We start from the raw sequence: 23427 nt of genomic DNA, 5'->3' as shown, positions 1-23427 counted from the left end.
ACCTTGTACATCCTTATACGGTAAGCGCAAACGCTTGCATCGAGTAAAGAGAAAAGATGCACATAAATATTTTTCGACATAACTAAAAAGGCAAAACCACCTACCAATTATCTTGGTAGGTGGTTTAGACAGATTTTAAGATTTGGCATAGTACGGTGCTTTCCATTTTACTATGCATGCTATGAATAAGCCGGCAATCCCGAGACCGAACAAAATGAGCTGGATGCGAACATCAGCTGCAACCAATGCGCTGACTAATCCATAAGCAATCGGGTCAAACCCGTTCATAGCAAGAAAAATAATGCTCATCACACGACCCATTAATCGGCCATCCGTATTTTCTTGTGCCGCTGTAAAGAAAGGGATGTAAACGAACGACATTGAAAAACCAATAAAAAAGACAATGATTGTGAGCGTAAGCAAGTTAGGCGCCATACTGAATAACAGTAATGTTCCTACGGCAGCGAACAGCCCCATTAATGAGGTAAAGCCTCTTCGTCGAATTGGAATTGAACTTAGAATGAGTGTGCTAATAACCATACCGACACCTAAGCTGACTTCCATGTAGCTTAAGTTAATGGGGGTCCCGCCGTGCAGATCGACTAGTAATGGAATGGCGATGTGTAGCGCCCCGAAAACAAAGAAATTCAGTGTAATTAACACCGCTAAACCAACGACTAAGAAGTTAGAGCTTTTAATATATTGAAACCCTTCCCGTAAGTCTTTTAGTGGGCTTTGTTTTACGTGGTTTTCCACAGGTGCTTCTTTAATAAATGGTGGAAAAATAACAATAGCCGAAAGAAATACTAGAATTGTTGCGACGAGATAACTCGTTGCAACGGTTCCTGTTTCCATAATTAACCCTGCTAGGATTGGACCAATAATAAAAGAAACTTGGTCAACCCCTTGGAAGTACGCATTGGCTTTTTGTAACTGTTCCTTCGGGACGATTTTTGGAATCATCGAAGAACTGGCTGGACCAAAGAATGCATCTAATGTACCAAAAACAGCAGCTGTTAGTAACAAAAGGAAAAACGTCATCTGATCCAAATCGACCAGGACATAAATCGTTAGGAGCAAAAGACCTTGTGCCAAATTGGTTCCAAACATAATGGTCGTTTTTTTATATTTATCTGCTACAACGCCGCCAAAAGTCATCATAAGCAAACGAGGGACGGTAGCTGCAATTAGGACAATACCTAGCGAGCTTGCTGATCCAAGAATGGTTACAACATACCACGTTGTCGTCGTTAAAAACATACTAAAGCCTACAACGGCAAAGATACCTGCAATGAGCAGGAGCACGAACGTTGAATTTTTTCTTAATGGTGTTTGTGCCATAGAGTCGATCTCCTTTAAGACAGTAAGAATAGTATGACCGAACAAAGGTTTATCATGTATAAAACCTAACGTTAGGTAGGTTGAGGTGGTGAGCTGGCTTTACAAGACAAAAAAAAATCAGTACAATGAACCTATAACCTAACGATCGGTCGGTAAATAAGGATTATAACCTAGACAGTTAAAGATGTAAAGGAGAATGATATGCACACGAAAGAAAAAATTAAACGTGAAAGCACGGAGCTATTTGCAACTCTCGGTTATGAAGGTACATCAATGGCAAATATTGCGGAACGAGTGGGAATTAAGAAGCCCTCCCTCTATGCGCATTATAAAAACAAAGAGGCACTCTTCTTGGATTTAGTAATGGACATGTCACTGGATTACGTAACGTTTATTAAAGATTCTCTTGGACAAGGGAATGTAAGTATTGAAAAGCAACTCTATCAAGCATTTATAACGTATGTTCATGACTGGACCCAAGATAACCCAGCAAATCAATTTTACAGCCGTTTTCTTCAGTATCCACCTCAACAACTAGCAGAACCATTGAAAGAGATGCTTAGTGAGAGTGAACGAAAGGTACGTGCACTTTTTTCAGACGTCATGAAAGAGGGTCAAGAACAAGGTGCTTTAACGATGGAGCTCGATTCGGAAACAATGGCATACACGTACTTTGCTTTAATTGAAGGATTGGTGACAGAAGTGGTTTTTTATTCACCAGAAGAAATTAGTAAACAAGCAGAGAAGTCTTGGAGCGTATATTGGCGGGGAATTAGAGCATAGCGACACATCGCTCGCTGCCTAGTACTTGGATCAGGAAGGGGGGAAGATCATTCAATGATCTTCCCCCCTTCATCATGTGAAGAGTGACCTTTAATCAGAACCCTTTAAAAAGAATCGCCGATGGAGCATCGTACGAAAGAGATGAATCCACTTCACAAATAAGCCAACAAGGAAGGCCGCAATTAACGTACCCTCGCGAATGCCGTAAAACCCTCCAAGAAGCGCTAATGATAGAAGAAGCCCACTTAAAACAAGCATCCAGTCAAACCATATTTTTACCGAGCTAAAAGGCTTTTGCAAGCGGTTGGCAAGTACATGAACAATGGCTTCACCAGCGTTCATGACGGTTTTAGCCTCTACTTGTAATGTCACTCCTAATGCAAGAAAAAAACTGCCAATGACTACAATTCCGATTTTCTCTACATAGAACGTCGGCTCTATAAACAAGGTAAGATACATCCCGAGATCCACACTTAAACCGAGTAAAGGCGCAATCATAAGCTGTGCATATTGAATGAAAGGGAAGTCCTTTTTAAGAATGAGTTTCTGAACAAATACAAAGAGCAGTAATGTCAAAAAAGTAAACGCACCAAGGGACAAAGGAAGTGCAAGGCTTAATACATAAGGAACGCTTGATATGGGAGTGGTTCCAAGATTAGATCGTGTAGTAAGAGCAATGCCTAATCCCATAGAAAAGATGCCTAGTACAAACATAGAATAGCGTTGAAAAACGTGCAAAATAACCCCTTCTTTAATCAATATAATAGCGACATGCTTGTTGAAGTTTCTTAAGCGTGTCAACGTAAACTGCTAGATCAGTCGTTGAAATCTCTTCTACTAAATCTTTATAGAATTGCTCTGTACCAGGTTGAACCGTTTTATACAGCTGAATTCCATGTTTCGTTAAACAGATGTAGTGTGACCGTTTATCTTCATCGTTTTGCGTTTTTTTTATGAAGGTCTTTCTTTCAAGCAAGTCAATAATCCGCGTCAACGTGGCTTTATCTTTTTCAGAAGCAGTGACTAGTTGCTTTTGAGTGAGGTCGCCATAGGTGTAAAGTCGCTTGATAACTGTCCACTGTTCTGGTGTAATATCGAATGATTTTAAGTAAGATGTAAAGGCTCGAAACATCATACGGTGGGTTTGAGCCGTTGCAAACCCAATGGATTCGTCGAATGAATCCAAGCGGATCACACCCCTTCTTCATAAAGTTCGTGCAACAACTATAGCAAGATGAAGAAGTGCTGTCAAAGTAGTTCGTGCGACAACTATATCGGTATCTAGTTAGGAAATTAAAAAAGCAGATGAATGGATTTCCATTCATCTGCTTTCACTTATTCAGTGCTACTAAAGGTCTGTTCGTAATTGTACAAAGCGTTCGCATCGTCTTTTATACGCGTTAAGTAATCAATATGTGTTTCAAACGTTGCTTCTTCTTCCACTTGTTCATCTAGGAACCAGTTTAAAAACGAAAGGGTTTGGTATTCTCGTTCTTTTTCGGCAATCGCATAAACTTCATAGTAACTTTTTGTTACGGCTCGTTCTTGTGCAAGTGCTGCGGTAAATGTGTCAAGTAACGCACCGTAATCACGTTTTGGTGCATCAAGGGCGTTAAATACGGCTAAGTGACCTTTGTCATTTAAATAGGTGTACACTTTCATCCCATGCTCTCGTTCTTCAGCCGCTTGATTAAGGAAGAACTGTGCAAACCCATTATAGCTAATAGAGTGGCAGTAGGCTGCCATTGCCATATAATCATGCGCCGCTTGGAATTCTATGTTCATTTGTTTGTTTAGTGCAGAAGCAAGGTTTTCTGATAACATAATTGGCATCGCTCCTTATCGCATTAGAGTAGTAGGTAAGATTGAAAAAAAGTAGCAACAACCAAACAGCGTTACTACTTTCTTCACTATAGCATATGAATGGTTTGGCAACCTATTTGTTTTACTTAATCTTCAATTTTCTCGTAGTCATCGTGTTTAATAACTGTGCGCTGTAGTTCGTCGTTACGCCCAGTATAGTCGTCAAATTCAACAGAGATGGTATTGTCATAAATATTAATAACACGCGCTTTTTTGTCTTTAAATTCTCCCTTTGTGACAATGACACGATGTAAGTTTTGTATTTTTGTTTCTTCTGCCATGACAATCGCTCCTTTGATTTCATTTATTCATTTTTTCCCGAAAGTGAGATAGTGAAAACTTGATTTTCTTTATTTCTAACATAGGAAGCCTGGGAATTTCAAGAATTCTGATCGCAAGTTTCAAAAAAAATTACTACAAAATTTGTCAATTTTCTCACTGGAAAATGGTACACTGTCTCTATAAGAAAATTATATGGATTGGAGCGATCAGGGCGTGTAAACACTTCTTCTCTTTTCAGCTTTTTAAAACTGAATAAGTAGAAGGAGTGTTTTTGTCATGAGCTCAAAAGGGTTTTATTGGTTGCTAATCGGGCAAGCCAATAATAGTGCTGTCATGGTGCTGTATATCATTGCTCTTATGGACGTTATGTGGGAACATACTGGCTCTGTTTTCATGATGAGTTTGGTTCCTGTGGTTATTACAGGTACTCGTTTCGTGTCTAGTTTGGTGGCGCCTTTAATGCTAAGACGTTACACGCTACCCACTATTCTAGCGGGTAGCCAATGGACGAAGAGTGTTCTGTTTCTTTGTTTAGTTAGTTTGATTTCGTTTGAGCAAGTGATGCCTATTTTTTTACTTGTAAGTACAATTGCCTTCCTGGACGGCCTATCTGATCCGGCCAGTCAAGCGTTACTACCGCGACTCGTAGCTAAGTCAGATTTGATGAAGGCAAATAGCACTGCGTCAGTGGTCTTTGAAACAGTGAGTATGAGCTGCTGGCCAGTTGGTGGAGTCCTACTAGTATTGCTTTATGCAGAGGGTGTATTCATTGCTGTTATTGGTTTTTCCATCATTGCAGCACTGTTTTTTTCGCTAGTGGGTTTACAAGCGCCGCACGACCATCAACATTCCCAAACAGTTGAATGGAAAGTCAGTATGGGCATTGGATGGAGAAAAATCCTTGAAACGCCATGGCTCAGACGGGTCATGGCAACAACTGCATTAGAGGCTATTGCCGGTGTGGTTTGGATTGCGGCAATTGTTTATGTGTTCGTAGATGAGGTCCTTCATGTCTCACAAGCGTGGTGGGGGTTCATGAACGCCAGTTTTTTTGCCGGTCTTATCCTTGCTGGCTTGATCCTTGTGAAAATGGCTCATGTATTTGAGAGACGGTTACCGCTGCTACTTTTAATTGGATTCAGCGGGGGCTCAATTTTAACAACAGTGTTTGCCTTGCATGCCATTCCGCTACTTGCGCTTTTTTTAGTTGCTGGTGTTGGAATTTGTGAACAAATGAGAAGTGTAGGCTTACACACGATCTTGCAACAACAAATTGAAGAAGAAAAACTAGTATATGTGTATACGGTGCAAGGAGCTGTGTCGACTCTCGCTTTCGGAATTGGAGCCTTTCTGGTTGGAATTCTGGCGGATGCCATGGACATACGTGTAGTCTATATCGGTTCAGCACTCTTGCTGAGTGGTTGTTTTATTATCTGGCTCAAAACATGGAAGCGAATGTAAAAAGGGCGGGTGATCCGCTCTTTTTTTAGTGGTTTGATGAGAGGAGAAGAACATGCCGATGATTAGGGTGAGGGAAAGAGGTGAGAATTCACTTGTTACAAAAGCGGTTGATTGGTTCGTGGACAGGTTAAAGGCTAATCAAATCTATGAACTTACCTTAACAAGGGAATTACCCACCTATCAATTAAAATCGAGAGCGGTTTTCCGTTCTGATGCGAATGGAGAGATTCATCCAAGTAAAACGCCACCGCTAAGTGGATCCTATTCGGCTGTGGACGCAATGGGCCTATTTTGGTCGATGGAAAAAGTAAATAGGAAACAAGCTGTAGAAAAAGAGCAAAAAGTCGCTCCTAGGCACTATATGTTGACACTGAGACACCAAGAGGAAACCCTCGATTCGATTTCTATTCGTCGTTATTGGTATTGCTCTTCTATTACCCGAAAAGCCGTGTTGGAAGAGGGTATCATTGGTACATACTTCTACGAAAAAGGAGTGAGAAAGCCAACCGTTCTTATTGTCGGCGGATCGGAAGGGGGAATTTATGAAGAATACGCAGCAGCTCTAGCAAATGAAGGGTTTCATACATTTGCAATAGGCTATTTCAATGTGCAAGGTGGGCCAGCGCAATTAGTTCATATTGATCTTGACCAAATAGAAACCGTCTTACATTGGTTAAAAAAACGCCCTGAGACAACAGGTGAGATTGGTATACATGGGACGTCTCGAGGTGGTGAACTTGCGCTATGGTCAAGTATATATGTAACGCAAATTAACGCCTGTGTTTCACTTAATGGTATGAGGTATTCAATGGCAGGCATTGTTCCTTGGTCAGAAGAGCAATGGCTACCACCTGCATGGAAGTACCAAGGAGCACCTTTACCTTATTTGACCCCTCTTAATCCTAAAAAAATTGCGATGGCATGTAAGGAACTTTTTTTAAAAGGGGAAAATCCATTCAAGATATGGTATGAGACGCTATATGAACAAATTGCTCATTTTCCTAAGGCAAAAATTCCACTTGAGCAATCAGGTAAACCGACATTACTCATTGCTGGACAAGAAGATGGTATGTTTCCGGCAGGGCTGCTAACGCAAACAGAGACATGTGAATATGTTCAGACGATCTTGTATCCAGAAGCGGGACATGAGATTGGGATTCCTTACTTGCCTATTTTTGCTACTTCTTCTCTAGGTGGTAGAAAAAGAGAAACAGCAATGGCAAGTATAGAATCTTGGAAAGCAGTCATTCAATTCTTCCATAGACACCTACAAAAAGAATCGTAAAAAACAGTTCTCATTCTCTGTTTTTACGATTCGTTTATAGGGGAAATACCTGACGCAATTAATTGTGCAAGTAACTTTTGATAACCTTTTTCATTTGGGTGTTCATGGTCAATAGCGAGTAGCTCGTTTGTGTTTTTTTGTAGAGCTTGGTACGCATTGACTATTTGAACAGCACCGCGGTTTTCTAACACTTTTAACCGATGATTGTAGCTTTGTATTGCTTGATCAAGTTCTTCTTCTTGTGGATATGGATTGTATACATTTACGATTCGTATGCAATAGGGCTGACGTGAGCCTTCTTTAATAGACAAGATATAGCGTAGAAGTGTTTCCATTGCTTGGAAGGTTACCATTTCCGCTTGTAAGAATGGGCGATCTGACTGAAGCAGCTTTGCCATCCCATAAGCATCTAGGAAATCGTTTCCACCAGCCGTTATGGTTATAATGGAAGCGTCGTAAATGAGATGTTCGTGCTGGTAGTTTGATGCATACCAGTAAAGTTTCCGAGCGGTAAGAGTCCCTTCACCCAAACGTTTTAAACAAACCGGCTCTTTTAGGGTTTTTTTTAAATACTGTAAATAAGGAGTGATCAGTCCATTTTGTTGATGGCTAAGTGAATCTTCTGCTGTGAGTGAATCCCCTATTGCGAGATAGGTGTGCATGAGGGTCGGATTCACCTCCTTTGTACAGTTTACTCTTAAAGACAGAGGAAGCAACGGCGACTGTCTGTACGAAAAAGAAAAGAGGGCTCTTTATATGTGGAAATATCATGTTCTAATTTTTTCACTATTTATGATGTGATACATATGGATAACAAATAATCATCTGAACATTTGAGCGTTTATAAAGAGCGACAGTCTGTTGGTGAAAGTCGCCCAATGAGGAACGAATCACACTAAAAATGGCATAGCGTTTGAAGCGCTATACCATTCATGTGCGTTTTTTTTTGACTGTCTACTTGACAGGGGGCAGTTCAGTTCAATGTAGGAGGGTGTTTTTGTAATTAATTTAAAATTTAATTAAGCCGGTCTTGAATAAACATTCAAGATAAAATTGATATGCGCGGTCATAAACATCCCCTACCTCCATATCAGGAACACCTAAACGTGCTACTAAATAGTTCACAAGATTTTGCCCAAAACCATAAACTTTAAAATTTGATATGTTGCTCGAATTTGGTTTTTCTAAAACTACAGAAACTCTATTTCCGGAATTATGCTCTTTAATTAATAGATCATAATTTAGGTGCGAGATGTCTGACAATTTATTTTTGTACCCTATTTCATCACCAATAGCTTTGACATCAGCTTCATCTCTTATTTTTACAATAACATCTGGATCAGTTATTGTAAGAAGTTTATAAATATAATCTTCATTAATCTCCTCATCGTTTCTATAATCGTCTTGGGGAATAGTACTTAAGGGAATTTCAATTGCTTTAAATTTTTCTTTTAATATGTGTTCAATCTGTTGGTTATTCATGCGACTCAGATTCGAAGATTTAAATTTTTTATCAAGATCTAGATAATTCATTAGTTTTTCCTTTCAAAAATATTATTGAGGATAACCATAAAATGAGTGCATTTTTGGTGAACGTTTATAAGGGTGCCAATGATAATATTTCCCTTTTCTATCTTTGTCAATCTCATGTATTGGTTGACCGTTTCTGTTAACACCTTTAGCTACTTCTTTAGCTTGATTTTTTGAGACAGACCAAACGTCTCTACCAGATTTCCCTCTTGATATGGCGCCACTTCTAGAAATTCCATCCCCAATATAAAGTTTTTTATTAGTTAGTGTTGCTCTATAATGGTTATATTTTCTATTTTTTTGGTTTTGAATTTTTGAATAGCATGAGTTGCTAACACGTATGTTAAACCAGCAATTATAAGAATTGCAGAGGCAGCCAATGCTTTTAGAGCAGCAGCAGTAATCCATGCGCCTATTGGAACTGCTACAATAGCAGAAGGGTATAGCTCATTGCTACTATAATTAAAAACTTCCCCTGTGAGTTGATCAGTCATAGAAAATTCTATGAGATCTTCAGTGACAGTAACGATATCTAATGTATAACTACTTGTCACGCTTTCTCCTTCTAAAACCGAATTAACCTCTAGTGCCCCTTGAACATTATTAAAATCAAGGTGTAAATTTGATTGAATAGAAGCGTCGTGTTCATCTTCATCTGTAATTAAATCTATTTCAAGTTGTGTTTCGACTAAATCGAAGTTAATTAATTCTAAATTCTCTTTTTCTAATTCGCTATTTAAATCTTCTGGATACTCGCTGTTAGATATTAGTTCATTTAAAGTTGATTCCAGTATATCAGGTTCGTTGTCTTGTGCAACAGCCTTTTGTAACGGTAATGAAGCCAGTATTAGTAAGAGTACTAACGTAATATAAAATGTTTTTTTCATTTTAAATCTCCTTATTTATTTTCTTGAAATTACTATTATCAAGTTCAACTAAGTATTTTTCTAGATCAGGGGGTGTCGTAACTTTATTACTGTAAATTAATTCAATGATATCTCTTGTAGCTGTTGCAGTAGCAAAAGAGGTCCCCGTTACAAATACTTTATTACCTTGATTATCTAAAGCTTCAATATCTACTCCTTCTGACACAATATCAACACCTTTTTTTGCTGAATAATTAAAAAAATTATTGTGTTTGTCGATTGCAGAGACTGAGAAACTATACTTATACCTTGCAGGATAATCGGCAGCAAGGAGTGCATTATTTCCAGAGGAAGCAATAACGAATATACCTTGTTCATATGCTCTTTTAACTACTGTTTCTAATCGTGGATTGTTTGAACCAACACCTAAACTAATGTTAATTATGTCTACATTGTCTTTAATTGCTAAGTTAATAGCGTTTATTAAATTGTCTAGTTCTTTCTCGTTACTGTCATTACCAATAACTTTGTAGTTTTCAACCTTAATATTATCTTCTAGATTTTTATCTTCTGAAAAGCCTAATATTATTGAGGCAACCATAGTCCCGTGATTAATGTCATCAGCGTCTGAATCGTCAATATAATTAATTTGAAAGTCTTTAAAATAATCTAAATCACTGTTTATGCCACTATCAATAATAGCCACTTTTACAGAGTTATCAACTTCATTTTGAAAAAAGAAGATAATAAAAAATGTGAAAAATAAAACTTTGAAAAATCTTTTTATGTACTTCACCTCCTCATAGTAAATAGTTAAATAGATTTGAAATTCCATCATATTCTATAAACGTGTGACATTTGTATTATACTATAATAATCAGATTGTATATCTAAAGTTTTTCTAAAGTTTATAAAGACTATATATGAGTGTAGAGGAAAGATAACCAAAACATGAATGTTATTAACTATACGTATTTGTAAATTAAAAGATCTATATTTAACGATTATCTAGCGTTACTTTCTAACAATGTATGATTGAACTTACTTCAATGTACTTCTTAACATCCCTAAGATGGTATGTTTTTGCATAGCTAGGAAGTAGTAAGAATTATTACTGTAATAATTGTAATGCCCATCATCACTTGACCATAGTTTGTAGATGAAACCCAACCCGATTTGTCGAAAAATTCAGTTATACATTTTTTCAAATAGAAATATAATATTGAGAATGTGATAATTTATAAGGGGGTTATTCAATGAAATCAGTTTCTAAATTCGTATCTTTAATAGCATTATCTACACTTATAGGCTGTTCATCTAGTGCAGAAGACAACAATTGGTAAACGATGATACAGTGAATGTAGTTCCAAATACTCACTTACATGATAATAGCGTACAACATATTCATGCCGATTTTGACCCAATATCTTTTGAAGATAACGTGAAGGATGCTGACCTTGTAGCAGAATTAGAAATACAAGAATTAATTACCGAAATGGAAGAGCCATCACCACAATCTATCTTTAAAGCAAATGTATTAAATATATTCTATCGGGCGAATATGAAGATTCTGAAATGAACCTCCTACAAGCAGGTACTTCAAATATTGTATTTAACGATTTTCCGCAATTTAGTAAAGGGGATAGATATATTCTTTTTTTGCAAAAAACAACTGAAACACCGAATACTGACTACTTTATAAAAGGAGCTATCAGCGGCGTATATAGAGTAGATGATGAAAATACAATAACAAAAATTGTATTACCTGATGAAACCCTAGAAGATATTGAACTGGCACAAATACAAAGCGATAGTGAAATTGAACAACAGGTGTTAGACAAAAAATTGTTTGAAGACCTTGTCGAGAAAGAGGGGGAACTAAATTGAAAATTAAATTTGTTTTTATCGCTGTAGCTCTGTTTTTCACTATATCTCTTTCTTTCCCATTAGATGCTTCTGCCCATGGTAGTTCTGCTTGTAAACCTGGTTCTGAAAATGCAGGGTGGAAAGTTAGATGTAATGGACATGGTGGTGATGACAGAGGAGTAGTTCTCTATGATACTACTGGCTTATCCAGTAAATACTTAGGTTATGCAGAGACTGGAGCAGCCAGATGGAATGCAACTGGTTTAATTGGTTTTTATAAAAATACTTTTACCTCAAACAAAGTTAAAACCTATAGAAATGCTGATGATGGATATAATGCTTATGTGAGAGCATGGTACAGCTTTAGTCATATAACCAAGTGGGAAATGAACTTCAACACTTATGCTATGAACAACAGAACTGATGCAGCCAACAGAGGAACAGCAACCCATGAATTTGGACATACAGTAGGAATGTTAGATTTATACAATAGTACAAATAAAAATAAAATTCTTTATGGCTATGGTAATACACGTACAGTTACTACCCCACAAGCAGCCGATAAAACAGGGATGAAAGAAGCAACAAAATAAACATATTAAACAAAACAGATAGTGTCATAGCTTTATCTTTTCTAACCACTGAATCAAGTGGTTTATTTTTTTGCCTTGGTCTTTTTTGCTATCCTCATAGACTTTCTTTCACTAATCGCTGATGTACATCTACAAAGTTGAATGGTCATAAGTGGACGGCTGTTAAAGAGGGGAAGGTTGCGACCACCATGTTCATAGTTATGATGTAGATTAAGAAACACAGACCATCAAAGCCGGTTATTATGAAGAAGGTCAATTTAAAGATCGTTTACTCTCTGACTGGGAGGGAGATTGGCAGTCTGTTTATCCATTTTTACTGGACGGTTCCCTAGACGAAGTAACGAATTGGCCTACGTATTATCCTAGTGATCTGACAACAGATGATGTTGTACACGAAATGTTGTTTCATTAAGATATAGATGGATAGAGAAAAACTGCCAGAGGAATTTCGGTAGTTTTTTTGGTTATGAAAAAAGTGTAAAAAGTTTCTTCATATTTATAAGCACCGCCCCGAGGCAAAGGGAAAAATCAGGTGTTGACAATGAAATTGGAAACCACTATGATCTCCTATATTAGAGCGAATAGGATGCAGAGGAGATGCAGGTGTTGAATCGCATACCGAAATTAATAAAGTTTCCTGAGGAAATTGTTCGAAGGGTAAAAAACTATCAAGTCGAACACAATATATCGACTTTTTCTAAAGCGGTCTATCAGCTCATTGAAAAAGGATTAAACAAGAAAGAACACTCGAAGTGACAGTGTTTCTTTTCTATAAAAATGGAAGCGTTAACAATTAGGTTGAGGGGGTTCGCTGATGATTGACCGCACGAAAGCGATTAAAACGGCGAAGGAGCTAGTAGCGTATCGTTTTCCAACATGCGAGCTAGCCTTATTGGCAGGGAGCGTTGCTCGAAATGAACACACGAAAACGTCTGATTTAGATATGATTGTATTTGATAATCAAGTGTCTTCATCTTTTCGAGAGTCGCGTTACCAAGATGGTTGGCCAGTTGAGTGGTTTGTTCATTCTACCACATCGTATCGGGTTATTTTTGAAGCAGATCAACGAAGTGCGAGTCCCACTATGCAACGAATGATGGTTGATGGAGTGGTACTAGTTAATCATAAGAATGACTTCTATGAACAAGTAAAAGCCGAAGCGGAATTTGTTTTACGGAAAGGGCCTTATCCTTGGTCTTCACAAATGCAAAAGGAAAAACGATACTTTCTTACAGACACGTTAGAAGATCTTAAGGGTGAACATAGGCGGGGCGAGTCGTTTTTCATTGTTAACCATCTAATGGAACAGTTAGGAGAGTTCGTTTTACGTATGAATGGTCACTGGACCGGTCAATCAAAGTGGCTCTATCGATGTTTGTATGCTTACGACTGCGACTATGCTGAGTCTTTTCGTCAAGCATTTGAATACTATTACCAAACTGGGCGAAAAGAAAAGGTTGTAGCGTTGACTCAGCTAGCATTAGATGAAGCAGGAGGCCCGTTATTCGATGGGTTTTCTTTAGGGAAGAATAAGGTGATGGGCGACAGTTAGTAAGGCGAATAAACATAGTGAAGGGAGGATTTCAATGCTGCGTAAAGCAAGTGAAGCAGATGTAAACGGTATTGCGTCCGTACATGTCCAGTCGTGGCTCACAACATATACAGGCATAATAAAAGCTGAAATTCTTGCTGGTGTTTCAGTTGAAAATCGAGCAAAAAGCTGGTTACATCATGTTAAAGACGAGGATCAGCTTATTTATGTATGCGAAATTGATGGTCACATTGTTGGTTTTACGAGTGCGAGACAATCAACTGCCCTCATTTTGACATTGTACATTTTAGAGGCCTATCAAGGTGAAGGTATTGGAAAAATGCTCATACAAACCATCCTTGAAGAACTAGCTAGCCTTGGGCATCAAACGGCAACTGTTGAGGTGCTAGAGGCGAATAAAAGTAAATCTTTTTATGAGCGAATGGGCGCAAAACTAATAGAGAAAAAATCCGTACCTCAATATGGGGAGGGGAATGTTCTACTGACGTATAGATGGGAGGCTATGTAAAAAAATAAATAGAGTATTTGAAAGGCTAATCTCTCTTGCTCCTTCATAGGTATGAAGAAAACGTATGATGAAGGAGCGTGTACATATGAATGATACGTATTCTTATACTCAATCGTTTCCACCGCCATTTTCAGGAAATCGAAGTTCTCATAACTGGGATCAAGACCAACCAGCAAGACTTCATTCACAAACCATTGGCAAGCGTGGACCGATTATAAAACAGGATAATATTGAACATGAAACGTTACAAACGTTTATTCACGAAAAGATAAGAGAGCGACCTGTTCATGTAAAAGGATTTGGAGCGTTCGGATACTTTGAAACGTATTATTCGATGTCTCTGTATACGTCATTATCCTTTATGCAACAAGCTGGGACACAGCTTCCGGTCTTTGTGCGGTTTTCCCTTGCTGTAAGCACAAAAGGAACCCCTGATACTTCTAGAAATGTGCGAGGGTTCTCGACGAAATTCTACGCGCAAGACGGAATTTATGATCTAGTGTGTAACCATATACCGGTATTCTCTGTTCGTGATACGATTCGCTTTCCAGAAGCCATTAAAGCCTTTCTACCATCACCAGAAAATAACCTAATTGACCCGAATCGTTTTTGGCGATTTGTTGCACGTACTCCAGAATCCTTGCATTTTGTCCTTCGATTATATTCGAATATGGGGACTGTCAAAAGCTTCCGCCATATTCCCGGCCATAGCGTGAATACCTACGTCTGGAAAAATACGAACGGAGAGCGCCGTTATGTGAAGCTGGCGTGGTTTCCACTTGCAGGGGAACGCTACATTCGAAACAGTGAGGCTGTTCGGTTAGCGGGTGAAAATCCTGATGTGGCAGGTCAGGATCTGTATGACACCATTAAAGCTGGTGGAAAAGTAGAATATGGCTTATACGCACAAATAATGGATATGGAGATTGCAAAAGACTTACCGTATGATCCTCTGGATGATACGAAAGTTTGGGATGAACAACAGTTCCCGTTTCTTCCAATTGGGAAAATGACCCTTAATAAGAACCCTGATGATTTTGAAGAGCAAGTGGAAAAAGCCGCTTTTTCTCCTAGTCATTTGTTAGAAGGTGTAGAGCTTTCAGATGACAAAATGCTTCAAGGACGTGCCAATATTTATTGGGATTCACAGCGTCATCGAATTGGTTCAGAGTTTCGGAAAGTACCTGTTAATCAGCAATCGAACTGGACGCCAGGAGATTTAGTGACGAGTGGAGATGGCCGGTATATAGAAGGAATTATGCAACGATCGGACATTGAGAAACAAAATGATTACACTCAACCACGACTATTCTTTGAAGCGTTACCAGAAAAAGAACAAGAGGATTTAATTCTAAACATTGGTAGCCAGTTAAAGGATGTAGAACAGGATTTACAACAAAATGTGTTAGCTGAGTTAAACAATGTATCACCAGAACTTTCCACAAGAATTAAACAGAATATGAACAACGAGAGATAAGGCGTTTCCTCGATTATGTACATCTAGCAAGCAACATGGTGTTACACTGTAAATAAATGGGGGTGGTGCTTTTGTCGCTAGAAATAATTAGTTGGGGAACAGCAATTTTTCAATTAGCCATGTCGCCATCCTGTTCAGTAAAGGTGGCTTCGTTAGCTATCTGCTAGTTACGGCATTCGTTTTTTAAATCGTAAGTAAAAGGAAACAGAAGAGTTTAACGACTCTTCTGTTTAATTGGTTTTAAGTCCTCTTCTGTTACCCATTTGAAATTTTGAACGTCTTCTTTGGAATTAGAGATAAAATCAATCATATAAACGGTTGTCTCCCGTTGATCCACAATTTTTACCCTCTCTCCATTTAATGGAGGAATAGATGTATTGAGCTGGACAAACGCCTCATTTTCGATAGAAGTTTCCCCGTCAGAGTTAATATCTTCGTGTATGATCCACTTATAATGTAAAGGCTCAGAATGACTAGCTGCTTCATACTGAACTTCGTATGCCGTTGTTTCATAAGCTCCTTTAATCGTTGCGACGGCATACGCCATTCCAGGAATGGCATCATACAGAATGATTGCTTTAGAACCGACTGGATACGTTGGGTTTTCCACTGCTTCCAGGTGAGGTGGAACCTCATCAGAATAGTGCTGTTGAATTGTCCCAATGTCCTGACGATTTTTTGATTCATGTAATGTTTGAAAATGGTCAGTGTGTTCCTTTAAAGGGTGTGGTTGACCGCCATTTTGGTGGACGCCACAACCAGTTACAAGCATAATCAGCGTACAGCATATGCCTGTATGCTTAATAAATGTGTTCAATTGCATCGATGACACTCCTTTTTAAGGTCGTGTCATTAGATTCTCCAATCTACTCAAAAGCATGCTCGACTTTAAAAAAGAAAGCAAAATAGATCAAATGTTGTCAATGTAGTATAGCGTATACTGTGCGTAAGAAGTGGAGGTGATTAAATGTCTACATTCTCGCAAAAGTGTATGCAAGAGATCGAACAGATACTATTTGAACGGATTCAACTTAAAACGGTTGCGAGAAGGATGGGGTATTCACCCTCTCATTTTCATCGTAAATTTATTGCTGAGTTTAAGTTGAGTTTAGTTGAGTATGTACGAAAAAGACGACTGGCGTATGCTTCATCTTTATTAATCCATACAAAAGTACGAATTATTGAAATTGCATTAAGTGTTGGCTTTGAGAGTCAGGAGTCGTTTACACGAGCATTCCAAAAAGAGTATGGGCTCCCACCAGGAAGATATCGTTCACTATTAAAGGAATTAAAGGAAGGGGATCAAACGATGGATGTGACACCGATAAAAGGATGGATGTTAGCAGGGGACAAACCACAGCATTATGAGGTCGGGCTTGATACTAAAGTTGTCCATCAAGGAAAGCAGTCTGCTTATATAAAGGGAATTATGGAAAAACCAATTGGCGGATTTGTTACACTTATGCAACAATTCAAAGCAGATAAATACGTAGGAAAGCGCATGAAGCTTTCTGGCTTTGTGAAAACGAATGGCATTCAGGAATATTGTGGATTATGGATGAGAGTGGATAATAAGCAACAAGATGTTCTCCAATTTGATAATATGTATAACCGTAAAATTGTAGGAGATACCGATTGGAATATCTATAGTATCGTTCTAGATATACCGGAAGAGAGTGACTTAATTGCTTTTGGTCTAAATGTATCGGGCCCCGGACAAGTATGGTTAGACAGTTTAATCTTTCAAGAAGTAAAGAAGACCGTTCCTACAACAAATGTTGATTGGCAATTTGAAATGGATGATGCGCCACAGAACCTCACTTTTGATGACTAACGAGACCTTCCCTTGCATAGGGAGGGTTTCTTTTTAGTTAACATCATAAAAATAAGACGAAAATCTTTCGCATATTGAACGCAAGAAAGATAAAATGGAAATAGTATGTAGATTTGGTGCGTCTAGGGAAGGGTTTGTAAGGAAGTTACATAAAACAGTCATCATGGTAAATGACGCATAAATTCGAAAAGAACTATAGGATAAGATCGTTGTTTGGCTATTGGACAGAAGCTTCTATAGTCAGATAATTGAAAGTAGAGTAAGATAATGAGAAAAAAGTGGAGTGTCAAAGATGGATCGTAACTATGTCATTATTGTCGTATCTCGAAATGTGGGTGCTTTAAGAAAAGAAAGTCATCTTACTGAAACGCAAATGGCAAATGCGTTAGGTATCACAAAGAAAACCATCGTTCAGTTAGAGTCAGGTCACCTCCGGGCAGGGTGGACACTCGTTTGTGCCATTTGTGCCATTTTTCAAGAAAGTGAGATTCTTGAACGGTTATTTGGTGGCGACCCATTAGAAGTGATTAAGCTATTGAGTGATGATCGTGAAACGATTGTGCGTCAAAAAACAAAAGGTGGAAAAATTTGGTGGAAAAGTGTTAAAACATTGGGGAGCTACAGGCTTCAACAGAATATTATAAGCCAACATTATCGGATTATTGATGATTTAGATTACAGAATAGAAAGTACATTCAGCTACGAAACAGCTCTTCAAACATTGGAACATCTTGCTAAAGGACGATATGAAAAGCGATAGGGGAATGAAAAAGGAAATAGATAGGAAATTCGGTGGTATAAGGTATTACTGCTTACTTTGTGTTACTCTATAGAATAGAAAGTATCAAGCGAATAATAGAATGTAGATGCAGGAGAAGATAGAGATATGATCAAATCCAAAGACTATTTAAAGCCCATTACAGAAACCATTTTAGCTGAGAAAATGGCATTAGCGAACATGCCTCCGTCGCATGATCATATAGACGAAGCGACACTCGTTTCAAGGCTAAAACCGTGGCGACACGAGCTTATTGAAGTCTATGCACATTCATTTTTAAAGGATAAAGAAGAATCTGAAGAAGCAATGGATAACTGGGGAGAAGCTGTTGCAGGCTTGTTAGTATCTCTTGATTTAAAATTGGATGTAGCGTTAAAAGAAATTACGTATTACCGTGATCGAATTGGTGTCATTATTAAAGATCAAGCAGAAGAAGGGGGCTTTTCCTTTAATCATTTGTATGACGTCATTTCAAAATTTAATCAAATTGTAGACTTGGCGATCCAAAAGGTGAGCCAAACCTATATGAGAGATTATGCAAACAATATTGAAGTGGCGAAATATGCCATTGACGAACTCTCTGTTCCTCTTGTGCAGTTAACCGATGAAGTGGGAATTATTCCGATTATCGGTGAAATTGATACAAAGCGAGCGCAATATTTGATGACGAATGCATTAGACAAAGGCTCTCAGCTTGGTTTAAAATACATTATTCTTGATTTGTCAGGTGTAAGTGTCATTGATACGATGGTCGCTGCCCAAATCTTTAAAGTTGTCGATGCACTAAAATTGATTGGAATCGAAACAATGATTAGTGGGGTTCGTCCTGAAATTGCTCAAACAATGGTTTCATTAGGTATTAAAGTAGACTTGAAAATTTATAGTTCATTAAGGCAAGCATTTGGAAAGATTTCGATTGACCAATAATGTTCTTGAGGCTGAGGGGAAAGCGCCCCTCTTTGAAGAGTGGATAAAAGCAGTGCCAAATGGCACTGCTTTTATTTTTTTCCTTCCACTAAATTTGTAACAGATCAGTAGCCTGTGTTCGTTAAGAGGAGAGGTTTTTGTAAAAAGATTGGAGGGCATTTGCAAGGGGGAATGGTTGATCTTCATTCACTTCATGACCGGCATCAGGAATGCAAAGGAGCTTACTGTTAGGTATAGACTTGGCCAATTGAAACGACGCTCGTTTATTTAAATAATCTCTTCCACCGTAGAGAATGAGAGTAGGACAAGTAATCCCAGCCAATGAAGCGCGAAAATCCAGATCTTCCATTGAGCGAGTTAGCGAAATAAAGTCTCGCTTCTGAAGCCCTTCTTGGTGAAAGAGACGACTTGGTAATAGACGAAAAATAACAGATTGCACCTGTAACAACCGTTTGGGCATGACGCATTGAGTGCCAATCAAACAGAGTGAAGCCACTTTTTCAGGGTGATCCTTTGCGTAATGAAGGGAAAGGATTCCACCTAGTGATAAACCTGTTAGGTGAAGGGGTTCATCTGAATGATTGCACCATTCGACAAAACGTTGATAGACGTTTTCATAAGTAGCTTCTGTCCCGTTAAGCAAAGAAACGATAGTAGGACACTCGACTGTCTCAGCAACCGATAATCCTTGAATGGTGCGATTCCAGCTCGAAGGCTTTTGCCCAAGACCATGAATAAATATGTTCACTCGCTTTTCTCTCCTTTTAGAGCTATTTCTCTCCTTTGTTATACTTCATATAAATGAAAACAAGATAAATGAGAACCGGAACTAAAGGAAGTAAATACACCAATTCGGCTACTTCCACTTGGTGATCTGAATCTGGATTTGATGTAAAAGAATAAATTAAAAAAAGTATACCGCTAATGGCTATAGCGGTCAGTAAAAAGAGGGTACCAATAATGAACACACCTTTTTATATGTTTCTATAAGTATAACAAGAGGTTGCTACTCATGACATATTCATTTGGCGGTAAAGGTGTCTTGGCCATCCTCCATTATACGTTTCTAGTGAAAACAATGTTTTTACACACCATTTCCGCATCTTTTCCCTTCCACTATCAAATGAAAGGTGCTACTCTCTTGTAATATGCAAGTTTACTAGGTAAAGGAGTGCACCATGGATTATCATCTATTCCGTTTAATAAACGACTTATCTGGCCAATACAAGATGCTTGATAGGATCATGTTATGGAGTTCTGAATATGTCACGATTTTGTTGGCATTCGCGTTGTTTGGTTTTTTTATAGTTGGTTTAAAGAAAAAAATATATATGAAAACCGCATTGTTTACAGGAGCGGCTCTTGTTGTTTCAATGGGTATAGGGTATGTGGTAAAAGGGCTGTTTTATCGACCGAGACCTTTTATCGAGCATGATGTGAACCTACTCGTTTTACATAATACCGCGTCCAGCTTTCCTTCCAACCATACGCTTGCTGCTTTTGCGATTGCGCTTGGAATCGCCGTCTTTCATAAAAAAGTGGGTAGCTTACTTCTTCTGTGTGCTGGGCTTATCGGTCTTTCACGCGTTTACCTTGGTCATCATTATCCGCTGGATGTCTTTGCAGGGGTTAGCATCGCCCTTCTTGTTGTATTTCTTCTTAAGAAAAGCTTAAACAAATTAGAAAGAGGGACTCGTCGTCATGTAACCAAACGGGTTTCATAAGTGTAAACGTACGTTAAGTAAATCATTAGGGTAAGCTAGATGAAAGGGCTTGTTGGGACACCCTTACCCAACAGGCTTTTTTGCATGGACGCTAAATAATTATTAGAAAATTCATTTACTTATTGTTTCTTTCTATTGTAAACTAGATTTAAAAGCAATTGGAAGAACTTCGAAGGATTAGTCGATTATTTTGCTAGTGTGCGTTAGAATAACTGCTTTTAACGTCTAACTTTTTAAAAATACTTTTTGAAGTGAGGGATGATACATTAAAACTAAATTACATGAAGTCAACCGCGTGAATGTATTAAATCTTATTCGTGCGCAAGGTCCTTTGTCAAAGGCAGAGCTGGCTGAAAAAGTGCAGGTGAGTCAAACGACGGTTTCGACCATTTTAGCGAAACTGATGAAAGAAGATTATGTTATGGAGGAGGGGACAGGTGACTCGACTGGTGGGAGAAAGCCTGTGCTTTATCGGTTTAATCCCAATAAGGCATTTATTATTGCGGTATCGTTACGTAATTCTTCTATTCAAATGGCGGTTCTTAATTTATCGGGTGAACGAAAGAACGAAATGGTATACCAAGTTCAAAATGTAAAAGGCGATGCCTATGTCGAGCACCTTTTAAAATCCCTTTCTCTGTTTGTTCATCCTATTCTTGAGAGTCACTCAAAGTTCGTTGGGATCTCCATCGTTTGTCCTGGCGTTGTTGATGCGAAAAATGGCGTCATTCTCTATAATGCGAAACTCGATTTGTATCAAATTGAGCTTAAACAACGTGTGGAAGAAGCATTTGGACTTCAAGTCTTCGTTGAAAATGATCTAAATGCACTGGTGGTTGCGGAGAAACTGTTTGGTGATGCGCCGTATCAGGAAATGCTGTATCTTTCCATTGATGAAGGAGTAGGTGCAGGACTTGTTGTCCATGATCATATCTTTCGAGGTTATAGCGGAAGTGCAGGGGAAATTGGGCATATGTCTGTTGTTCCAGGAGGAATAGGTTGTTCGTGTGGCAATCAGGGCTGTTTAGAGAATTATGTAAGCTGGCCGGCCATTTATGCACGTATTCTATCAGGATGGTTTACCCAACAAGAGGGAGGCGCCATTGTTGCGAGAGCGGACTTTAATCCTGAAAAAGTAACGGCTATTCATTTTGTGGAGGCAGCATGTGAAGGCGATCCTTTTGCATTAAAAATTGTTGAAGAGATGGCGGAGTACATTGCTGTTGCGATTACGAATGTGCTTCACTTTATGAATCCTCAGGCGGTTATCTTGAATGGTGCACATGTGGTCAATAACGAACCACTTTTAGCGATACTGCGAGAGAAAATTGAAAAGAGAGCCATGAACATCGTCCAGAAGGATTTCGAGATGAGGCAAACGGCGTTAGGTAACGATATGAACTTGTTAGGAGCGCTGGCAGTTTTGCTTCAAGATGAAATGCAGGTTGGAAAATACAATGTATTTTTACGACAGCAAAATGGGTAAGGAGGAGAAGTAGTGAAAAGGGTGGCGAAATGGTTAAGTCTTTCTGTTCTTGCGTTAGGGCTAATCGGGTGTAGCAATGGTAATGACGATACTGGAAATCAGTCGATTAGTATTGCGCTATGGGATGAAAAAGCAAGTGACGCCATAGATGGCGCCATTGCATCATTTAAAGAAAAACATCCAGGTGTTGAGGTAACAGTTACGTACAGCCCGTTTTCACAGTATTGGACAACCTTAAGGACAAGTATTGGAGGTGGGGCGGGTCCGGATCTCTTTTGGATGAACGCGGTTAACTTTTATCAATATGCGCAGCCTGGATTAATCCAAAATTTAGAGCCTTTTATAGAGGGTGATGCAGACTTTGAAAAAAGTGATTATTACGAAAGTATGATCGATTTATATAGTTACGACGACAATCTTTATGGCGCTCCTTACTTCGTGGATGCTGTTGGGCTTTACTACAACAAAGACATTTTTGATCAAGCGGGTGTGGATTATCCAGATGAATCGTGGACATGGGAAGACATTGAGCGGGTCGGAGCCGAGTTGACGAATAAAGAAGAAGGTATCTATGGCTATTTGGCCCCAATCGTTCACAATCAATCGGGTTACTACAATTATATTCATCAAGCTGGAGGGGCCATTGTTAGCGAGGATCAAACCCAGTCAGGCTTTCGATCAGATGCAGCAGTAGAAGCGTTCCAGTTTGTAGAGCGGTTAATCGATCAAGGAATTTCACCAGACATTAAATCACAAATTCAAAACGACAATAATCAGTTATTTATGTCCAACCAATTAGCGATGATGCCGGCTATATCCGTTATGGCAGTGATGTATCGAGAAGAACTTGGAGATAAGGTAGATGTTGCACCACTTCCAAGCTATAAAGAAGATACAGCGATATTGCATGGCATTAGCTGGGCGATGAATAGAGGAGCAGAACACCCAGAGCTTGCGTGGGAACTGATGAAGGAACTGACAGGTGAGACAGGGAACACCATTATTGCAGAAACTGGCTTTTCGACACCAGCGGCTCGAACAGCAGCAGATTTATGGTTGGAATCTTTACCGGACATGAACTTACAAGTCTTCATTGACGCTCAGGAAACGGGTTCTCCCTATCCGCTATCACGAAACACAATGGAATGGCAGCGAATGGAGACAACTGAAATTCAAGGAGCGTTTTTATCAGGTGAACCAATGGAAGACGTGCTCGAACGAGTGGGTCTTGAAATGGAGCGAATGTTAAATCAAGGATTAGATGAGTAAGA

General features: G+C 38.8%; 28 protein-coding genes. 17 read left to right on the top strand and 11 right to left on the bottom strand.

Going from position 1 to position 23427, the window contains the following annotated elements; translation table 11 throughout:
* Positions 1-135: 135 nt before the first annotated feature.
* Positions 136-1341: an MFS transporter gene (locus FPV17_RS19870; RefSeq protein WP_035393748.1), complete on the bottom strand. Its 1206-nt coding sequence runs from the start codon at positions 1339-1341 to the stop codon at positions 136-138.
* A gap of 201 nt (positions 1342-1542) precedes the next feature.
* On the opposite strand from FPV17_RS19870, the gene FPV17_RS19865 reads away from it, so the two are divergent.
* Complete coding sequence (locus FPV17_RS19865) at positions 1543-2124, top strand: TetR/AcrR family transcriptional regulator (RefSeq protein ID WP_035393745.1); 582 nt, start codon at positions 1543-1545, stop codon at positions 2122-2124.
* A gap of 90 nt (positions 2125-2214) precedes the next feature.
* On the opposite strand, the gene FPV17_RS19860 is transcribed toward FPV17_RS19865, so the two are convergent.
* The 4 genes from FPV17_RS19860 to FPV17_RS19845 all read right to left on the bottom strand — a co-directional run bounded on the left by FPV17_RS19860 (position 2215) and on the right by FPV17_RS19845 (position 4268).
* Complete coding sequence (locus FPV17_RS19860; RefSeq protein WP_246117077.1) at positions 2215-2862, bottom strand: YczE/YyaS/YitT family protein; 648 nt, start codon at positions 2860-2862, stop codon at positions 2215-2217.
* A gap of 13 nt (positions 2863-2875) precedes the next feature.
* The gene (locus FPV17_RS19855) at positions 2876-3310 is read right to left on the bottom strand and encodes a MarR family winged helix-turn-helix transcriptional regulator (protein WP_035393741.1); all 435 of its coding nucleotides are present in this window, start codon (positions 3308-3310) and stop codon (positions 2876-2878) included.
* Between the two features lie 149 nt (positions 3311-3459).
* Positions 3460-3948 carry a ferritin gene (locus tag FPV17_RS19850; protein ID WP_035393737.1) on the bottom strand — a complete coding sequence of 163 codons (489 nt, stop codon included), beginning with the start codon at positions 3946-3948 and terminating at the stop codon, positions 3460-3462.
* Between the two features lie 125 nt (positions 3949-4073).
* Positions 4074-4268, bottom strand: coding sequence for a hypothetical protein (locus FPV17_RS19845; RefSeq protein WP_035393735.1), 195 nt, complete (start codon positions 4266-4268; stop codon positions 4074-4076).
* A 277-nt stretch (positions 4269-4545) separates the two neighbouring features.
* Here FPV17_RS19845 and FPV17_RS19840 point away from each other — a divergent pair, with 277 nt between their 5' ends.
* Both FPV17_RS19840 and FPV17_RS19835 read left to right on the top strand, forming a co-directional pair.
* Positions 4546-5730 (top strand): MFS transporter, encoded by a 1185-nt coding sequence (locus tag FPV17_RS19840; RefSeq protein ID WP_144560199.1) that lies wholly within the window; start codon positions 4546-4548, stop codon positions 5728-5730.
* 52 nt (positions 5731-5782) lie between these two features.
* Complete coding sequence (locus tag FPV17_RS19835; RefSeq protein ID WP_144560198.1) at positions 5783-7015, top strand: acyl-CoA thioesterase/bile acid-CoA:amino acid N-acyltransferase family protein; 1233 nt, start codon at positions 5783-5785, stop codon at positions 7013-7015.
* 23 nt (positions 7016-7038) lie between these two features.
* On the opposite strand, the gene FPV17_RS19830 is transcribed toward FPV17_RS19835, so the two are convergent.
* From FPV17_RS19830 to FPV17_RS19815, 4 genes are all read right to left on the bottom strand, one after another.
* A complete protein-coding gene (locus FPV17_RS19830; RefSeq protein WP_144560197.1) occupies positions 7039-7677 on the bottom strand; it encodes an SGNH/GDSL hydrolase family protein in 639 nt (212 codons plus the stop codon).
* A gap of 346 nt (positions 7678-8023) precedes the next feature.
* Positions 8024-8548, bottom strand: a complete 525-nt coding sequence (locus tag FPV17_RS19825) for a hypothetical protein (RefSeq protein WP_144560196.1) — start codon at positions 8546-8548, stop codon at positions 8024-8026.
* 260 nt (positions 8549-8808) lie between these two features.
* A complete protein-coding gene (locus FPV17_RS19820) occupies positions 8809-9432 on the bottom strand; it encodes a hypothetical protein (RefSeq protein WP_144560195.1) in 624 nt (207 codons plus the stop codon).
* Position 9433: 1 nt separating this feature from the next.
* Positions 9434-10207 carry a S8 family serine peptidase gene (locus tag FPV17_RS19815; protein ID WP_186370672.1) on the bottom strand — a complete coding sequence of 258 codons (774 nt, stop codon included), beginning with the start codon at positions 10205-10207 and terminating at the stop codon, positions 9434-9436.
* A gap of 540 nt (positions 10208-10747) precedes the next feature.
* On the opposite strand from FPV17_RS19815, the gene FPV17_RS19810 reads away from it, so the two are divergent.
* The 8 genes from FPV17_RS19810 to FPV17_RS19780 all read left to right on the top strand — a co-directional run bounded on the left by FPV17_RS19810 (position 10748) and on the right by FPV17_RS19780 (position 15407).
* Positions 10748-10990, top strand: a complete 243-nt coding sequence (locus tag FPV17_RS19810) for a hypothetical protein (protein WP_144560193.1) — start codon at positions 10748-10750, stop codon at positions 10988-10990.
* Complete coding sequence (locus FPV17_RS19805; RefSeq protein ID WP_144560192.1) at positions 10987-11298, top strand: hypothetical protein; 312 nt, start codon at positions 10987-10989, stop codon at positions 11296-11298. Before FPV17_RS19810 ends, FPV17_RS19805 begins: the two co-directional genes overlap by 4 nt.
* Positions 11295-11870, top strand: coding sequence for a zinc metalloprotease (locus FPV17_RS19800; RefSeq protein WP_144560191.1), 576 nt, complete (start codon positions 11295-11297; stop codon positions 11868-11870). Before FPV17_RS19805 ends, FPV17_RS19800 begins: the two co-directional genes overlap by 4 nt.
* 226 nt (positions 11871-12096) lie before the next feature.
* The gene (locus tag FPV17_RS22455) at positions 12097-12282 is read left to right on the top strand and encodes a ZinT/AdcA family metal-binding protein (protein WP_144560545.1); all 186 of its coding nucleotides are present in this window, start codon (positions 12097-12099) and stop codon (positions 12280-12282) included.
* A gap of 194 nt (positions 12283-12476) precedes the next feature.
* Positions 12477-12626 carry a hypothetical protein gene (locus tag FPV17_RS22110; RefSeq protein ID WP_186370671.1) on the top strand — a complete coding sequence of 50 codons (150 nt, stop codon included), beginning with the start codon at positions 12477-12479 and terminating at the stop codon, positions 12624-12626.
* A 58-nt stretch (positions 12627-12684) separates the two neighbouring features.
* On the top strand, positions 12685-13422 hold the full coding sequence (locus FPV17_RS19790) for a nucleotidyltransferase domain-containing protein (protein WP_144560190.1): 738 nt from the start codon (positions 12685-12687) through the stop codon (positions 13420-13422).
* Between the two features lie 34 nt (positions 13423-13456).
* Positions 13457-13930, top strand: coding sequence for a GNAT family N-acetyltransferase (locus tag FPV17_RS19785; protein ID WP_144560189.1), 474 nt, complete (start codon positions 13457-13459; stop codon positions 13928-13930).
* 85 nt (positions 13931-14015) lie between these two features.
* A complete protein-coding gene (locus tag FPV17_RS19780) occupies positions 14016-15407 on the top strand; it encodes a catalase (protein ID WP_144560188.1) in 1392 nt (463 codons plus the stop codon).
* Between the two features lie 214 nt (positions 15408-15621).
* Here the strand turns inward: FPV17_RS19780 and FPV17_RS19775 are convergent, their stop codons facing one another.
* Positions 15622-16230 (bottom strand): DUF1541 domain-containing protein, encoded by a 609-nt coding sequence (locus tag FPV17_RS19775; protein ID WP_144560187.1) that lies wholly within the window; start codon positions 16228-16230, stop codon positions 15622-15624.
* A 144-nt stretch (positions 16231-16374) separates the two neighbouring features.
* On the opposite strand from FPV17_RS19775, the gene FPV17_RS19770 reads away from it, so the two are divergent.
* The 3 genes from FPV17_RS19770 to FPV17_RS19760 all read left to right on the top strand — a co-directional run bounded on the left by FPV17_RS19770 (position 16375) and on the right by FPV17_RS19760 (position 18946).
* Positions 16375-17241: a helix-turn-helix domain-containing protein gene (locus FPV17_RS19770; protein WP_144560186.1), complete on the top strand. Its 867-nt coding sequence runs from the start codon at positions 16375-16377 to the stop codon at positions 17239-17241.
* Positions 17242-17533: 292 nt separating this feature from the next.
* Positions 17534-18001 carry a helix-turn-helix transcriptional regulator gene (locus FPV17_RS19765; RefSeq protein WP_035393716.1) on the top strand — a complete coding sequence of 156 codons (468 nt, stop codon included), beginning with the start codon at positions 17534-17536 and terminating at the stop codon, positions 17999-18001.
* A 126-nt stretch (positions 18002-18127) separates the two neighbouring features.
* Positions 18128-18946 carry an STAS domain-containing protein gene (locus tag FPV17_RS19760; RefSeq protein ID WP_060704518.1) on the top strand — a complete coding sequence of 273 codons (819 nt, stop codon included), beginning with the start codon at positions 18128-18130 and terminating at the stop codon, positions 18944-18946.
* A 121-nt stretch (positions 18947-19067) separates the two neighbouring features.
* Here FPV17_RS19760 and FPV17_RS19755 read toward each other — a convergent pair whose 3' ends face one another.
* Positions 19068-19694: an alpha/beta fold hydrolase gene (locus tag FPV17_RS19755; protein ID WP_144560185.1), complete on the bottom strand. Its 627-nt coding sequence runs from the start codon at positions 19692-19694 to the stop codon at positions 19068-19070.
* A gap of 430 nt (positions 19695-20124) precedes the next feature.
* On the opposite strand from FPV17_RS19755, the gene FPV17_RS19750 reads away from it, so the two are divergent.
* The 3 genes from FPV17_RS19750 (at position 20125) to FPV17_RS19740 (ending at position 23425) form a co-directional block, all read left to right on the top strand.
* On the top strand, positions 20125-20670 hold the full coding sequence (locus FPV17_RS19750; RefSeq protein WP_052007618.1) for a phosphatase PAP2 family protein: 546 nt from the start codon (positions 20125-20127) through the stop codon (positions 20668-20670).
* A 295-nt stretch (positions 20671-20965) separates the two neighbouring features.
* Positions 20966-22156, top strand: a complete 1191-nt coding sequence (locus FPV17_RS19745) for an ROK family transcriptional regulator (RefSeq protein ID WP_144560184.1) — start codon at positions 20966-20968, stop codon at positions 22154-22156.
* Positions 22157-22168: 12 nt separating this feature from the next.
* A complete protein-coding gene (locus tag FPV17_RS19740; protein ID WP_246117076.1) occupies positions 22169-23425 on the top strand; it encodes an ABC transporter substrate-binding protein in 1257 nt (418 codons plus the stop codon).
* The last annotated feature ends 2 nt before the right edge of the window (positions 23426-23427 follow it).

This window comes from Shouchella miscanthi (assembly GCF_007725405.1).
Lineage (GTDB): Bacteria > Bacillota > Bacilli > Bacillales > Bacillaceae_D > Shouchella > Shouchella hunanensis.
Note: the sequence above shows the minus strand (reverse complement) of the source record. Positions and strands in the feature narration are given on the sequence as shown.